Here is a 15109-nt window from a genome sequence, read left to right on the forward strand (position 1 = left end):
CGTCATTAATTAAAGGGGCTCTGCCTTAGAAATTCTAATTCTTATAGGTAATTACCCTAAGTTTTTCTTTGAAAAAGAATTTTAGGTTTGTAAAAACAAGCTGCTCGTTATAATACACGACGTTCCGGCATGTTCGAGGAACTACAAAGGTGTATTGTAGTCTAGCGTATTACCAAAATTGATAATGCTCAGGGTTGGAAAAACAGCTTATACTTACAAAAGAACATCAATTAATAATTACTCTTTTAAGAGTTTTTTAACTACCTGATTAGTAAAGAAATCATACTTTCTTACTAGGCGATATTAATTGACCTATTTAGGTTTAACGCCTATACCTTAATGAGGCTCATGGCGAATGGAGGTGCCTTGAACACGATAATGACAAAGACTGCATTGAAGAGAGTGCACGAATGAATTTAGATGAATTAGTTTCGAAAGCGGAAGACCTCTTTGTTTTACCAGACTCGGTAACGCGACTTAAAGCTTGTATGGACGATGAAGCTTCAAGCATTGACGATATTGGCGATATCATTGCTTTCGACCCGTCATTGGCTACCCAGCTACTTAGAGTGGCAAACTCAGCACTCTATCGTTTTCCCAATAAAATTGACACGATAACACGGGCTATTCAGGTTGTGGGAACCCGTTCTACCTACGACTTAGCGTTGGCCTATGGTGTAAGTCAGGCATTTAGTGAAGTAAATGGCCAAGCTATAGACTTAGACAAGTTCTGGGAACAAAGCGTTTCTTGCGGGTTATTGGCCAAGTATTTTGCCGATATGCGCAATATTAGAGAGCCCGAAAGACTTTTCGTTTCCGGGCTGCTTCACAATATTGGAGAGCTAGTTACCGTTTCGCTTTTGCCTGAGTCGGCAACCCGTTGTCAGGCGTTCAATGCACAGGTAAGCCCAGCAGAGCTTCAATTTGGCGTATTAGGATTTACTTACGCAGATCTGTCGGCAAGGCTGATCGAGAAATGGGAAATCCCTAGTTCAATTTATACGCCTATTGCCAGTATTCACAAAGGCGAAGATGTAGAGAGAAATGTAGAAGATAAAATTCTACAGCTTTCTTACGTGTTAGCACTAGATAACGTAAACCCAGAAATTTATCCAAGCTATCACAACTTAAAACCAGAGATGCACGAGGCGTTGTCGCTTAATCGCGAGGATTTGGAAGACGCGCTAGATATAACTAACCTTCAATGTATTTCGGTTATTTCCTTGTTTAATCCTAACGCGTTTATGCTCTATTAAGGTTAAACGCCTTCAGACATAGCTAATGCCGTAGAGATTAGTCAAAAATCGCTACGGTTTGTCTGCTTATTGCAATGACTTCGTTATCTTTATCCCAAATTGTCGCTTCCGTATGTCCATAACCGTCAGCTGCCTGTCTAGTATGGGCTTTATAGCCGAACCAATCAGTTGGGCTTACCGGCTTATGCGGGTGGATAAATTCTAAATTCCAGCTAACCGTGCTAGCCGGTGCTGGCAATTTCATCATTTGCAATAGTGTAGGCGGCCAGGCATCAATCATGGTAATAATGTGTGCATCAGTTATCGTCGCAGGAGCTTGTTTAAACCGCATGAAACCGTGGTAGTGGCTTGTTTTTCTGCGCGTAAAAGGAATACCGCCATCTTCAATGGCTAAGTCAAAGTAACGTAAAAACTTTGGCGTAACTTTAGGTATTTGTGGGATGAATTTCGCCTTATTAGGCAAAGGCATATCATGTTTTTCGGTATTCTCTACCTTAATGCCAGATTCTCTAGCAACCCCAAAGCAAGCTTGGGAAAAAACGCAGCTTTTGCCGTCTTGAATGGCATGCGCGGTATACTGCGAAACATTTTTACCCGTTCTTAATAGGGTAACTTCGATAGAGAAGGGGGCTTCGAGGGACAACGGACCAACAAAATTAGTAGTAAAAGAGCGTAACACGCGACTATCAGTTACTTGTTGCTTCACAGCGGTATATAGCATGCCGGCAGAGATGCCGCCAAACGCCGTTCGTCCTTGACCCCAAGTTTTAGGAATAACTAGCCCGTCAACTTTCCAGGTATTTTCCGATGTTTGTGATAGTTGGGGAATATTGAGCAATTCATCTACTGTCATATTGGCTTGTCTGGTCTGATGAGTTAAGTGGGGGTCATCGTACATTAAGCGCTGCTCAACGAAAAGCCTGAGTTAGAAATTTTCGTTATGTTAACAAATAAGTAACAATTAGTTGTGTATTTTTTTACCAGCTGCGTAGACTGGGATATCGTCACTCAAAAGGACTGTTATGGCCCATACGCACGTTGAAGGTATTCCCGCTAACGAAGCTGGAACATCTAGAAGTTACCGCAATTACGTTCTGTTCATATTAACCTTAGTGTATGCCTTTAACTTTATAGATAGGCAAATTATCGGAATATTATCGCCTTTCATTAAAGCCGATCTGGGGTTAGATGACGCCCAGTTGGGGTGGCTTAAAGGCATCTACTTCGCGCTACTTTATACCGTAATGGGTATTCCAATTGCTTGGCTTGCAGACCGTTATAGCCGAGTTAACATTATTGCAATATCACTAACGCTATGGAGTGGTTTTACTGCGGCATCAGGCTTAGCAGCCAATTATATGCAACTCGCTATTGCTCGTATTGGTGTAGGTATAGGTGAGGCTGGGGGCAGCCCACCATCGCACAGTATAATTTCTGACCTTTTTCCTAAAGAAAAACGCGCTGGAGCTCTGGCTATTTATTCTTTAGGCATTCCATTTGGTGTAATGCTGGCGTTTTTTGCCTCAGCGTTCTTTTTACAGGGCGGATCTGCCGACTGGCGTACGGTAATGTACAGCGTGGGTATACCTGGAGTAATACTGGCTATTTTGCTGAAGTTGACGGTAAAAGAGCCTGCTAGAACAGTTTCTGCGCCAAGTGCAGATGACGCGAATAAGCCAAGTGTTAAATCGTCATTGAAAATGCTGCTAAAAATACCCACGTGGTGGGGAATGGCATTGGGTATTTCATTTGGTTCGTTCGGTAACTATGCAATATCGACTTGGGTCATAGATTACTACGTGCGAGCATTTGCAGGGCTAGATATTACACAACTTCTTATTGTATTTGGCATCATCAACGGTACTGCGTATGCATTGGGCGTGTGGTTAGGTGGCTATGTAGCTGACAGGTGGGGCAAGCACAATAAGAAAGCTTATGCATTACTACCTGCTATCGCGCTTATTATCGGGGTGCCTGCCTTTTATGCATCGCTACAAGTTCAAGATTTGTGGTTGTCTGTTGGGCTTATGGCGCTGCTGTTATTTACAAGTGGCTCTTATTTAGGGCCTAGTTTTGCGATGGCACAAACCCTTGCACCACTAAACGTAAGGGCAATGTCGACGGCACTCTTCTTCTTTGTTTTAAATATAATTGCGCTAGGCGGCGGGCCTACACTTACCGGTATTATAAGCCAAGCGCTGGTGCCGTCTTTAGGCGAGACTGAGGCATTAAGGCAAGCTTTGATTTACCTAGTAGTTCCTTACGCCATCTCAATTGCTGTGTTCTTATGGACAAGCACGAAGATTGTAAAAGATTGGGAAATGGCAGAATCTAGGGGCTTGTAGTATTATCGATATTCCATTGTAAGGGGCTGATTATAGGCCCCTTTATTGTTTGAATGTGAAGGAGTGTATTGGTGTCGTCGTCAGAGTTGAGTTTTCATTTTGCCCATGCAAACGGGTTTCCTGCAGGAAGCTATAATGCCATGTTTTCGGCGTTACCCAGCCACTTCAACCGTTTGCACGTTGAGCGATTCGGGCACGACCCTCAGCTCCCCGTAAATGGCAACTGGCGAAATCAGGTTCAAGAACTCATCAAACATATTAAGAAAGAAAACAAAGATCCACGCGGTGTTTACGGTGTAGGGCATTCGTTTGGCGCCGTCATTACCTACATGGCGGCGTGTGAGGCGCCTGAGCTATTTCGGGGCGTTATTTTATTCGACCCGCCGCTAGTGGTTGGCCCACTGAGTTATTTCTTTAAGTTTGCGAAACATACACCTTTAATTAATAAGCTAACGCCTGCAAAACTCGCACAAACGCGTAATACACGTTGGCCAAGCAATACCGATATGGTTGCGTACTTTCATGGCAAAGCACTTTTTAGAGATATGGATAAACGATGCGTACGTGACTACGTGAAGTCTGTTACAGAGAGTAAAGGAGGCAATATCTCACTTACATTTCGGGCGGACGTGGAAGCTGATTTGTTCCGCAACGTGCCTCATAACCTCGGGAAATACAAAGGAAAGCTTAAGTGCCCTGCAGTATTGGCGACGGGGAGCAGTAGTAATGTATGTAAGCCTGAAATGTACTCGCGACTAATGAAGCATAATGCAATTGAACATGTGGTATTGGATGGTGGTCATATGTTCCCGTTAGAGCATCCTGAAGCGGTAGCGAGCTTTATTGAGCAAACCCTTATAAGGTGGAGCAACGAGGCGGAGTAAGCGGGTGGTTTCGCTTGTTGGTTACATAAATTGGGCTAAGTTATTAAAGGTTTAGCCGGTTTATCTGAGATTGATTTTGACCGTAGGCGCCAAAATCAATCTTTTAGACGTTTAAAACCTTTATTAATTCTGTTTGCTCGAGGCGCTTAGCCCACCCACAGGTTGGCCTAGCATTTCACGTGTTACAAGTACCACACCTTTTTCTGAGACACGGAAGCCTCGTGCTGTATCTTGTTCGTGGTCGTAACCAATGGTCGTTCCTTCCGGTATAACGCAGCCGCGATCAATAATCACCTTTTTCAACTTACAATGGCGTTTAATTTCAACGTCTGGAAGGATGACGGCATCTTCTATTAACCCGTATGAATGTACACGTACGTTAGAAAAACAAATAGAAGAGCGAAGGGTAGAGCCAGAGATGATGCAGCCACCGGATACAACAGAGTTAATAGCTTCACCACGTCTGTCGTGATCTTCCCATACAAACTTAGCAGGCGGTAGTTGTTCTTGGTACGTCCAAATAGGCCATTTTCTATCGTATAAATTAAGCTGAGGTACTGGCGCTACCATCTCCATATTGGCTTCCCAGAACGAATCAATTGTACCTACGTCACGCCAGTAAGCGTTATCTCCGCCACTTTTCTCAAATGGGTAGGCATATACCGGGTGGTCAGCAATTATCGATGGAATAATATCTTTACCAAAATCACGCTGAGACCCCATATTTTCAGAGTCTACTCGCAGTTGTTCAAATAAAAACTCGGTGTCGAATACATAATTGCCCATAGAGGCTAGGCAGCGCGTGGGGTCGTTCGGAAGCGGGGTAGGGTTGGCAGGTTTTTCTTCAAAACCATTAATACGGTAGTTTTCATCTACGGACATCACACCAAAAGCACCCGCTGCTTCTTCTAATGGAACTGACATACAAGATACTGTCATCTTGGCACCAGACTCTTTGTGCTTAGCGAGCAAATCACCGTAGTCCATACGATAGATATGGTCACCTGATAGGATCATTACGTATTTGGGCAGTTCATCACGGATGATGTCGATGTTTTGAAAAACAGCATCGGCGGTGCCTTCATACCAACTGTCGGAGAAGCGCTGAGACGCCGGAAGAATTTCAACTGATTCGCCGAGTTCTTTCTTGAAGTGCCCCCAACCTCTGACCAAGTGGCGAATTAAGGAGTGAGACTTGTACTGAGTGACAACGCCAATTCTTCGAATGCCTGAGTTAACACAATTTGATAGGGGAAAGTCGATGATTCTAAATTTACCGCCGAAATAAAGCGCGGGTTTGGCTCGCCAAGTAGTGAGCTCGTGTAGTCTTGAACCTTTTCCCCCAGCTAAGATAAGCGCATATGTATCGCGGGTGAGGTTACTGATGTAACGAGAACTTTGATCTGCCATTTTCTAAAAACTCCTGTAAAAAAGCGATAACCGTGTATCAATAGAAATATAAAGAGAAAACGAGGTGTTGCGATTTGCTGCGCTATCCGTGAGCCGCCCAAGTGAACAGGCTTTGCTGATAACCTAAACCCATATTACACAAGATAATTTAGAATAACAGTGCGATTTTCTTGCTTTGTGATGAAATGGTTAAATTTTTAAAAATCATGTTATTTTGCGATTTTTCTAAGCAAGATTCTAAGCAAGACACCCAACGTAACATCGAACTTTTCATTGAAAGAGCTAAGAAAGACACCCACTCATAAAACGCATACCTATAAACAATAGTCGACGCACTCATTATCACAAGGTGTAGATAGGTGAAGAAAGACATCCAGCATAAGTTTTTCGATCGCATCTTGAAAAGACATCCACTTCACTCATAAAACGATAGGTTTGCAGTTTTTATCGAACTATTTATGAAGACACCCAGCTAAACGACCAAGTTATTAAAGATGTTAGCTCATCGAAACGTTTTTAATTCCGTTAAAAATGATTCGATGGGTGTCTATCTAACGCAAATTCCGGAAAAGTGGTAACCACACCAATAAGTGACATTTGTTAATTAGATGTTATATTTGAGCGACTGGTCATTTTATGGAGTCTTAGATGGAAGCGCTGAAAAAACTTTTAGTTGTGGTTGGCATAATAATTTTATTGTTTGTCGGTATGAGCTTTTTTATTCCAAATAAGTATAGCGTGGAAAGAAGAGTCAGTATCGATGCTAAGCCATCTGAGATATATCCTTATGTTGTTGACCTAAAGGAATGGCAAAAGTGGGGGGTGTGGTTCAAACGCGACCCGAAAATGAAGCTTGACTATTCTGGCCCTGACAGGGCGATTGGAATGCGTTCGGAGTGGATAAGTGAGACGGAAGGGAATGGCGAAATGGAAATAACGCAACTAGAACACAACAAGCGAGTTCTCTATCAACTGTATTTCCCTGAGTTTGACGTAGGCTCTTCAGGCGTAGTTGAAATTGTACCTACGGTCGACGGCTCTTTGGTCATTTGGAGAGATGAAGGAACAGTAGATAATAATCCAATCAACAAATATTTTGCATTAATGGTGGATGGTATGATTGGACCCGATTTTGAAATGGGCCTTGAAAACCTAAAGGTGTTGGTTGAAAACAACAGGTAATATGCGCAACTTTCTGATCTTAAAACATATAAGTGCCGTATATACCGGATTTTATACGGTACATGCCATCGACCATGAAAGAAAAAAAACTCCTCATCGCTGGCCTTTCGCTTAATAAGCTTGCCGACCTGTTGATATCAGCTAAGACAACTCTAACGGCAGTTCTTCTGAGTGTCGGTGCTCCAGTTTGGATGGTGGGGTGGTTAGTTCCTATCCGAGAGTCGGGTGCACTTCTTCCTCAAGTACTCATTAGTATTTATCTTCGAAAACATTCGCAGCGGCATATCGTATGGCGCATTGGCATGGCAATACAAGCATTTGCTGTGCTTGGCATGCTGTTTTCGGTGATATTCTTTTCTAGCTTCACAGCAGGAACTCTACTACTTATCTCTCTTATGCTTCTTAGTTTGGGCCGTTCTGCGTGTTCGTTAACTGTTAAAGATATGGAAGCAGATGTCGCCGATAAAGGAGAGCGTGGCAATTTGATAGGATTGGCATCTACTATATCTGGGGTGGTTACACTCGTAATTTCAATACCCCTGGTCATTATAGATGACAACCTTTCTTCAAATGTACTTTTGCTAATTTTAAGTGGAAGTTTGCTTTCTTTTATTTTGACTTTGGTATGTGTGTGGCCCATCAAGACAAGTGTGGACACTGGCAGCGACGACGGAAAAGCGTTTAGTATTAACTTTGATCCTACCATTTATAAATTTATTTTTGTAAGGGGGCTTTTTGTGCATTCGGCGCTTGTTGCTCCCTATTTTATGATCGAAAATAATGGTGATGCGCAAGAGTTGCTACCGATATATATAGGTGCTGAGGCTTCGGCTGCGCTTTTATCTTCGATCGTTTGGGGGAGGCTTGCTGATAAAAGTGCGAAGTTAACGCTGCAACTATCAGGTCTGCTCGCGCTGTGCGCGTGTGGAGGGCTTCTTTATTGGCAATCAGCCTCAATTGCCACATCAGCTTTTCTGTTCTTCTTGCTATCAATAGCTCATACAGGCGTAAGAACAGGAAGAAAGACATATAGTTTAGATGTTAAAGATGGCCAAGAGCGAACTGAGTTAGTCGGTTTTTCTAACACTGCGATAGGAGTAATTTTGCTAGCGTTTGGCGCTCTCTACGCTGCGCTAACGCCTGTTTTACCGTTTTCTGTGGTGTATATCATGGCAGCAGTGCTTTTGATCGCAGTTGCTATGACTGTAATTCTACCTTCTGAGAAGTAGATTTAAGGTCGAAGCAGAGCGATGCTGATCTCTGTTTAGCCATTCGCTTTCTATTAGTGCGCTCTTTGAATTTTTGCATAGATGTTTTGTCTCCAGCAGCAAAGGAAAAAATGTTCTCAAAATCATTGATAACCTTGAGCCATTGAGCTTCTCCGAGGCCAATTAAATTTACATTGCTACAATTTTCTTGCTTAGCCGCTTGTGCACTGCCATCAAGAAGTAACTTAATAGAGTTATTAAGAAGTTCGCAATAGTCGCTTAGAGTGAGATTTAAGCAGCGGTGGCAGTCATTTATTCTATTAGTTTTAAACGGCATTAATCCATTGACAGGTTGATTATTCAATGCGCGTGAGGCCAGCCTGGTATACATGCTTGTATACAACGAGTCTTTTAGATTCGTAGCTGATCTCGCTCGAATAGGGTTTAAATCAACATAGGCCATACAGGAAAATAGTGCCTTCTCAGTCAATAAAGCCTGTGAACGAAATCGGCCTTCCCAGAATCTGCCAGTACAGTTATCTTCTTCATTGGCTTTCCTCGCGATAAACTCATTCAAGTTTCTCATAAACCAACTAATATCAAACAGACGTTTTCTATAAACTTCAGCCGTAGCTTTGACCGCATCTAATTCATTATCGCTAAGTAATTCGCCCTTCAAATATTTTTGAGTGAGTAGGGTGCCTTTGTGCATTTTATGCCATTGCCTTAAAACAGTGTCTACTGACCAAGCGAGGGCAACATTTTTATTTACTGATAAAACGACATGGACATGGTTGCTCATAACCGCATAAGCACAAATGTCTATGGAGAAAACTTTACCTAAAAATAGAAGCCTTTTCTCTACCCAAGATTTTCTATGCTCGTAACTAACATTATTATGTCGATCGTACCCGCAAAGGTAGCTACGTCTTACGCATCGAGATATACAGTGATAATAGGGCGTGTCTTGAAGACTAATAAGGGATTTTCTGCTTTGCGCCACTTTTTCATCCGGCAAATCATATTACTTGATCAAACCTTAACACCTGAGGTGTTGCTCTGTGACCTGAACAATAGCGCGGTTTTTATGATTACGTGTCAATAATGGTGGGACAGCTTACAAAGAAGCATACAAAGACATCCATCCTAAAGAAGTAGCAGCTAGTAGTGACATCCATTCTACAGAGCTTTGTATAGCGAGAGCTTGTAGAGACACCCACCTTAAAAAATTTTTGGTCTTTAGGGTGGGTGTCTTCATAAAACGGATACATGAATCCATGGGCCCGTAACTGAAGGCTATTTACCCAAAAGTGCGTTGGCTGATTTCGATACGGGCAAGCGACCCAAAACGTCAGAAATGTACGACGAGGCTACAAGCAGCTTGTTCATGTCCACTTCTGTGGAAATGTCCATGCCATTCAACATATACAGGACATCTTCAGTTGAGACGTTACCGCTGGCCCCTTTGGCATAAGGGCAACCTCCTAGTCCTGCAACAGCCGAATCTATAATAGAAACACCATATCCTAGTGCCGTGTACAAATTAACTAGTGCTTGTCCATAAGTATCATGAAAGTGGGCTGCAACCTTGCTAACACTAATTTCCTTTAGTACTTCATCAAGCAACAAGCTGGTAGCTTTTGGTGTGCCCACTCCAATGGTATCGCCTAGTGAAACTTCGTAACATCCCATGTCAATCAGTTCCTTACTTACTTGTGTAACGGCATTAGGAGAGATATTACCTTCATAGGGGCAGCCCATTACACATGAAACATAACCTCTCACTTTTATATTATGCTGGTTGGCTAGTTTAAACACGCCTTCGAAACGCTTTAAACTTTCGCCAATTGAGCAGTTGATATTCTTTTGTGAAAAAGACTCAGAGGCTGCACCAAATACAGCAACCTCTTTCACTCCTGACTCTACGGCCGCTTCTAGCCCCTTAAGGTTGGGTGTCAACGCAGAATAACGGATATTCTCCTTTGAATTTAGCGCTTTAATAACCTCACCTGAATTCGCCATTTGAGGCACCCATTTGGGCGAAACAAAGCTACCAGCCTCTATACGGTTGAGACCAGTTTCTGATAGAAGCTTTATAAGCTCTACCTTTTGTTCGACACTTAAGGTATGTTTTTCATTCTGAAGGCCGTCTCGAGGGCCGACTTCGACAATGCTTACTTCTTTAGGAAACGTCACATTAAACCTCGGTTGCTTCTTTAGTCGAAAACGCCAATAGCGTAGCCCCACCATCCACTAATTCACCTGGGTTGAAGAAGAATTCTTCTACTGAGCCGTCATGTGGAGCAATAATACTGTGCTCCATCTTCATCGCCTCCATTACTAAAATTGGAGCACCTTTCTTAACCTGCTGACCTTTCTCAACTAAATGCGCGACTATTGTTCCATTCATAGGAGCACTTAAATTGGCATCATCACCATCACTGTTATCATCACCTAACGAGGGCGAAACTACACTAAACTTAGCATGGGTGTCTTTGTTAAAAAGAGTAAACACCCCATCATTGTCTGAAAACGAAAAAGTTGATTTGTATCCATTGATTGTCGCTTTCAGCGTGTTATTTATGATCTTGCCACTTACTTCGAAGCTTTCGTTAGCTACCGTAAGCTCCCAGACAGGCTGATTCCCGTGTAGTAGATGTTTTACCTCAACACCGACCTCTTCTTGGCCGCAAAGCAACGTTAGAGTTTCTTGGTGATTTCCATTAGACCGCCACGCACCCGCAGTGGACCATACTTCAGGTGTGCGATTACTCAAGGTAACTTTTCTACTTACTAGGGAAAGTAATGCCATTACTGGGATATTAGAATGGGTGTCTTCGCTAGCTACATGGTTAAACAACGAATCGTTATGCTTTTCAACAAATGTAGTTGTCAACTCAGCAGCACCGAATGCCGGGTGGGTAGCGACGCGCTTTAGGAAGTCAATATTTGTGCTTACACCGTCAATATAGTAATCGCCCAATGCACTAATTAGGCGCTTGAGGGCTACCTCCCGGTTCTCTCCCCAAACCACAAGTTTGGCAATCATAGGGTCGTAAAATACGCTTACCTCATCGCCTTCGACAACGCCAGTATCAACGCGAACTACGTCATTTTCTTTTGGTGTGCGTAACAGGCACAGCGTGCCGGTGGAAGGTAGAAACTCGTTGTTCGGATCTTCAGCATAAATACGTGCTTCGAATGCGTGTCCTGCTAACGTTAGTTCCTTTTGTTGCTTAGGTAGGGGCTTACCTTCAGCAATAATTAATTGCCAGTGAACCAAATCTTCTCGGGTAATCATTTCTGTAACAGGGTGTTCAACCTGCAAGCGCGTATTCATTTCCATAAAGTAAAATGAATCGTCTTCATCAAGTAAGAACTCTACAGTTCCTGCACCTACGTAATTAATTGCTTTCGCCGCCAGTATTGCCGCTTCGCCCATTTTTTCTCTCACTGACTGAGACATATTAGGCGCTGGTGCTTCTTCAATAATCTTTTGGTGACGGCGTTGAACCGAGCAATCACGCTCGAAAAGGTATACACCGTTATCGTGGGTGTCACAGAAAACTTGTATTTCAACATGACGAGGGCGAGTTAGGTACTTTTCAACCAGCATATGGTCGTCACCAAAGCTGGCCATAGATTCACGTTTAGCGGCGTTTAAAGCCTGAGAAAATTCTTTCTCGCTCCACACTTGGCGCATGCCTTTACCGCCGCCACCAGCTGCGGCTTTCAAAAGCACCGGGTAGCCCATCTCATCGGCAGCACCTTTCAACACCGCTTCACTTTGTTCGTCACCATGATAGCCTGGAACCAATGGAACGCCTGCTTTTTCCATGATGTGCTTAGCGGCAGATTTTGAACCCATCGCTTCTATTGCAGATGCGGGTGGACCTACAAAAATAATGTTGTTTTCTGCGCACAGATTTGCAAATTCTGCATTTTCAGAGAGAAAGCCGTAACCCGGGTGGATAGCATCCACACCAAGCTCTTTCGATTTCTCAATAATGATTTCACCACGTAAATAACTTTCTTTTGACGGAGATGGCCCTAAATAAACTGCTTCGTCAGCCATTTGCACGTGAAGTGCATTCTCATCTGCGTCTGAATAAACAGCTACGGTTTTTATACCTTGTGCGTTGGCTGTCTTTATAACGCGGCAGGCTATTTCGCCACGGTTTGCGATTAGTAATTTATTTATCATTTTGTACCTCCACCCATGACGCACTGCGCTTTTCTAAAAAGGCTGACAGACCTTCTTGACCTTCATCAGAAGTCCTAACTTGTGCAATAAGTTTGCTCGTTTGTGTGAGAAGGACATCATCAATTTCTTGCGTAGACACCCATTGCACCAAGTCTTTAGCTTTCGCCACTGCTTGGGGGCCGTTTTTCAGTATGTCTGATACAATGTCATCTATGGTGCTGTCTAGCTCATCTTCGGTAACAGATTCGCTTAATAAACCTAGTCGTCGTGCTCTACGCGCAGAAAACACTTCAGCGGTTTGAAAGTAGCGTCGGCATACACGTGCCCCCATTGCCTCAACAACGTAAGGGCTGATCGTCGCTGGAATAAGGCCTATTTTAACTTCGCTTAAGCAAAACTTGCTTAACTTGCTTCCAATTGCAATATCGCAACAGGCAATTAAACCTACTGCGCCTCCGAAAGCTGCGCCTTGTACTCTCGCTATTGTGGGCTTTGGCATTTTATAAAGCGTCTGTAGCATGGTTGCTAATGCAAGAGCGTCACTTTCATTTTGCGCTTCGGTATAACTAGCCATCTTTTTCATCCAGTTAAGATCGGCGCCAGCGCTGAAGCTTTTACCTTCCGCTCTTAAAATAAGGGCGCGTACGTTCTCGTCTTCGCCCGCTTTTTTAAATAAACGAGTCAGCTCGATTATCATTTCGTCGTTGAAGGCATTATGTTTATCAGCCCTGTTTAAGGTGACAGTGGCAATGTTTCTTTCATCTACGCTGTAAATAACTGATTTTTCCATAACCCGAACTCCTACATTCTAAATATGCCAAATTGGGTGTCTTCAATAGGCTTGTTAAGCGCCGCTGAAAGCGATAGCCCGAGCACTAAACGTGTATCCGCTGGGTCGATAACGCCATCGTCCCAAAGCCTCGCAGATGCATAGTATGGATGTCCTTGCTTTTCGTAGGTATCAATAACGGGTTGTTTAAATGCTTTCTCTTCTTCTGCGCTCCAAGATTCTCCAGAACGCTCTTTTTGGTCGCGTTTAACCTGTGCGAGAACACCTGCTGCTTGCTCACCGCCCATCACAGAGATGCGAGCATTTGGCCACATGAAAAGAAACCGTGGGTCATAGGCTCTGCCGCACATGCCGTAGTTACCCGCACCAAAACTTCCACCGATAAGCACAGTGAGTTTTGGAACATTCGCGCATGCTACAGCGGTTACCATTTTTGCTCCGTGTTTTGCGATACCGCCGTGCTCGTATTGCTTACCGACCATAAAGCCTGTGATGTTTTGCAAAAACACGATAGGGATTTTTCGCATGGCGCAAAGCTCGACAAAATGAGCACCTTTGAGCGCACTTTCACCGAAAAGTATGCCGTTGTTCGCAACAATGCCGATTGGGAAGCCGAAAATGCGTGCAAAACCACAAACAAGAGTAGTGCCATAGAGGGGTTTGAATTCGTCAAAATCTGAATCATCCACAATACGCGCAATGATTTCTCTTACATCGTAAGTCTGGCGACTATCGGCAGGCACAATGCCGTAAATTTCTTTGGTGTCGTAGCGCGGTGGTTTCACCTCAGCAACGTCTAAGTCTTCAGGTTTCTTTCGGTTTAGCCTAGAGATAGCATTTCGAGCTAGAGAAAGTGCATGATGGTCATTGTTGGCAAGATGATCAGCGACCCCGGAAATACGAGTATGGACATCACCGCCACCGAGCTCTTCTGCAGTTACCACTTCACCTGTTGCAGCCTTAACAAGTGGTGGGCCGCCCAGAAAAATAGTCGCTTGTTCTTTAACGATAATGCTTTCATCAGCCATGGCGGGAACATAAGCCCCCCCAGCTGTACAGGAACCCATTACTACAGCAATTTGAGGGATATTCTTAGCAGACATATTTGCCTGGTTGAAAAATATACGGCCGAAATGTTCTCTGTCGGGGAATACATCATCTTGGCGTGGCAAGTTAGCACCACCTGAATCTACAAGATAAATACAAGGTAAGTTATTCTGTTCTGCAATGGTTTGAGCGCGAAGGTGCTTTTTTACCGTAAGAGGGTAGTAAGTCCCGCCTTTGACAGTAGCATCATTAGCTACAATCATGCACTCGATGCCAGCTACAATACCTATACCGGCAACTACCCCTGCACAAGGTACATAGTCTTCATACACTTCCCATGCAGCCAACTGGCCTATTTCTAGAAAAGGCGTGTCTGGGTCAATCAGTGCATTGATTCGGTCACGAGGTAGAAGTTTTCCCCGTGACACGTGGCGCTCAGCCGCTTTCTCGCCGCCACCTTGGCAAATTTGTTCTATTTTTTCGACTAGATCATTTACCTGAGCCTGCATGTGCTCGGCGTTTGAGATAAATGTTTCAGATTTCGTGTTTATACTTGAGCGAAGAACGGGCATAACCCCTCCTTGTATTGGGCATTGGCGACGGCTGTCGCTGAGCCACTAGTTAGCATGACGATTAGCAAGACACCCATGCCAAGCATTTTCGTTGCGATGGGTGTCTTTGTAATTCATTGGCCTGTAAATAAAGTTCAGCTTTCGTAAATGTCCTAATAAATCTTAGGGTGGGTGTCTTGCTAATTTCTATAAAACAAACAGCGTTTAATCT

At 43.6% G+C, this 15109-nt stretch carries 12 protein-coding genes; 5 read left to right on the plus strand and 7 right to left on the minus strand.

The features are described from left to right. The first annotated feature begins 410 nt into the window (after positions 1-410). Complete coding sequence (locus tag ACXAER_RS16680) at positions 411-1256, plus strand: HDOD domain-containing protein (RefSeq protein WP_474831196.1); 846 nt, start codon at positions 411-413, stop codon at positions 1254-1256. Between the two features lie 37 nt (positions 1257-1293). Here ACXAER_RS16680 and ACXAER_RS16685 read toward each other — a convergent pair whose 3' ends face one another. Further along, positions 1294-2109, minus strand: a complete 816-nt coding sequence (locus ACXAER_RS16685; protein ID WP_474831285.1) for an acyl-CoA thioesterase — start codon at positions 2107-2109, stop codon at positions 1294-1296. 169 nt (positions 2110-2278) lie between these two features. Between ACXAER_RS16685 and ACXAER_RS16690 the strand changes: the two genes are divergently transcribed. Both ACXAER_RS16690 and ACXAER_RS16695 read left to right on the plus strand, forming a co-directional pair. Further along, a complete protein-coding gene (locus ACXAER_RS16690) occupies positions 2279-3601 on the plus strand; it encodes a spinster family MFS transporter (protein WP_474831198.1) in 1323 nt (440 codons plus the stop codon). A gap of 71 nt (positions 3602-3672) precedes the next feature. After that, on the plus strand, positions 3673-4485 hold the full coding sequence (locus ACXAER_RS16695) for an alpha/beta fold hydrolase (protein WP_474831201.1): 813 nt from the start codon (positions 3673-3675) through the stop codon (positions 4483-4485). A gap of 123 nt (positions 4486-4608) precedes the next feature. On the opposite strand, the gene glgC is transcribed toward ACXAER_RS16695, so the two are convergent. Beyond that, positions 4609-5895: a glucose-1-phosphate adenylyltransferase gene (glgC, locus tag ACXAER_RS16700; RefSeq protein WP_474831203.1), complete on the minus strand. Its 1287-nt coding sequence runs from the start codon at positions 5893-5895 to the stop codon at positions 4609-4611. Between the two features lie 648 nt (positions 5896-6543). On the opposite strand from glgC, the gene ACXAER_RS16705 reads away from it, so the two are divergent. Next, positions 6544-7077: an SRPBCC family protein gene (locus ACXAER_RS16705; protein WP_474831205.1), complete on the plus strand. Its 534-nt coding sequence runs from the start codon at positions 6544-6546 to the stop codon at positions 7075-7077. Positions 7078-7151: 74 nt separating this feature from the next. Further along, positions 7152-8306 (plus strand): MFS transporter, encoded by a 1155-nt coding sequence (locus tag ACXAER_RS16710; RefSeq protein WP_474831207.1) that lies wholly within the window; start codon positions 7152-7154, stop codon positions 8304-8306. Here ACXAER_RS16710 and ACXAER_RS16715 read toward each other — a convergent pair. The 5 genes from ACXAER_RS16715 to ACXAER_RS16735 all read right to left on the minus strand — a co-directional run bounded on the left by ACXAER_RS16715 (position 8275) and on the right by ACXAER_RS16735 (position 14898). Next, on the minus strand, positions 8275-9288 hold the full coding sequence (locus tag ACXAER_RS16715) for a transposase (protein ID WP_474831286.1): 1014 nt from the start codon (positions 9286-9288) through the stop codon (positions 8275-8277). The two genes, ACXAER_RS16710 and ACXAER_RS16715, sit on opposite strands and share 32 nt — an antisense overlap. A 293-nt stretch (positions 9289-9581) precedes the next feature. Beyond that, positions 9582-10535, minus strand: coding sequence for a hydroxymethylglutaryl-CoA lyase (locus ACXAER_RS16720; RefSeq protein ID WP_474831209.1), 954 nt, complete (start codon positions 10533-10535; stop codon positions 9582-9584). Next, positions 10483-12489 carry an acetyl/propionyl/methylcrotonyl-CoA carboxylase subunit alpha gene (locus ACXAER_RS16725; RefSeq protein WP_474831211.1) on the minus strand — a complete coding sequence of 669 codons (2007 nt, stop codon included), beginning with the start codon at positions 12487-12489 and terminating at the stop codon, positions 10483-10485. The genes ACXAER_RS16720 and ACXAER_RS16725 overlap by 53 nt, the downstream gene beginning before the upstream one ends. Beyond that, positions 12479-13279 (minus strand): enoyl-CoA hydratase/isomerase family protein, encoded by an 801-nt coding sequence (locus tag ACXAER_RS16730; RefSeq protein ID WP_474831213.1) that lies wholly within the window; start codon positions 13277-13279, stop codon positions 12479-12481. Before ACXAER_RS16730 ends, ACXAER_RS16725 begins: the two co-directional genes overlap by 11 nt. An 11-nt stretch (positions 13280-13290) precedes the next feature. Next, on the minus strand, positions 13291-14898 hold the full coding sequence (locus ACXAER_RS16735) for a carboxyl transferase domain-containing protein (protein ID WP_474831215.1): 1608 nt from the start codon (positions 14896-14898) through the stop codon (positions 13291-13293). Between the last annotated feature and the right edge of the window lie 211 nt (positions 14899-15109).

This window comes from Alteromonas sp. AWJ4_199, assembly GCF_056159165.1.

What these genes read in the sequence shown, in the direction of transcription:
- ACXAER_RS16680 (WP_474831196.1), top strand. Translation starts at nt 411, where the DNA reads ATGAATTTAGATGAATTAGTTTCGAAAGCGGAAGACCTCTTTGTTTTA.
- ACXAER_RS16720 (WP_474831209.1), bottom strand. Translation starts at nt 10,535, where the DNA reads ATGGTGGGGCTACGCTATTGGCGTTTTCGACTAAAGAAGCAACCGAGG.
- ACXAER_RS16710 (WP_474831207.1), top strand. Translation starts at nt 7,152, where the DNA reads ATGAAAGAAAAAAAACTCCTCATCGCTGGCCTTTCGCTTAATAAGCTT.
- ACXAER_RS16690 (WP_474831198.1), top strand. Translation starts at nt 2,279, where the DNA reads ATGGCCCATACGCACGTTGAAGGTATTCCCGCTAACGAAGCTGGAACA.
- ACXAER_RS16725 (WP_474831211.1), bottom strand. Translation starts at nt 12,489, where the DNA reads ATGATAAATAAATTACTAATCGCAAACCGTGGCGAAATAGCCTGCCGC.
- ACXAER_RS16685 (WP_474831285.1), bottom strand. Translation starts at nt 2,109, where the DNA reads ATGACAGTAGATGAATTGCTCAATATTCCCCAACTATCACAAACATCG.
- ACXAER_RS16730 (WP_474831213.1), bottom strand. Translation starts at nt 13,279, where the DNA reads ATGGAAAAATCAGTTATTTACAGCGTAGATGAAAGAAACATTGCCACT.
- ACXAER_RS16705 (WP_474831205.1), top strand. Translation starts at nt 6,544, where the DNA reads ATGGAAGCGCTGAAAAAACTTTTAGTTGTGGTTGGCATAATAATTTTA.
- glgC (WP_474831203.1), bottom strand. Translation starts at nt 5,895, where the DNA reads ATGGCAGATCAAAGTTCTCGTTACATCAGTAACCTCACCCGCGATACA.
- ACXAER_RS16735 (WP_474831215.1), bottom strand. Translation starts at nt 14,898, where the DNA reads ATGCCCGTTCTTCGCTCAAGTATAAACACGAAATCTGAAACATTTATC.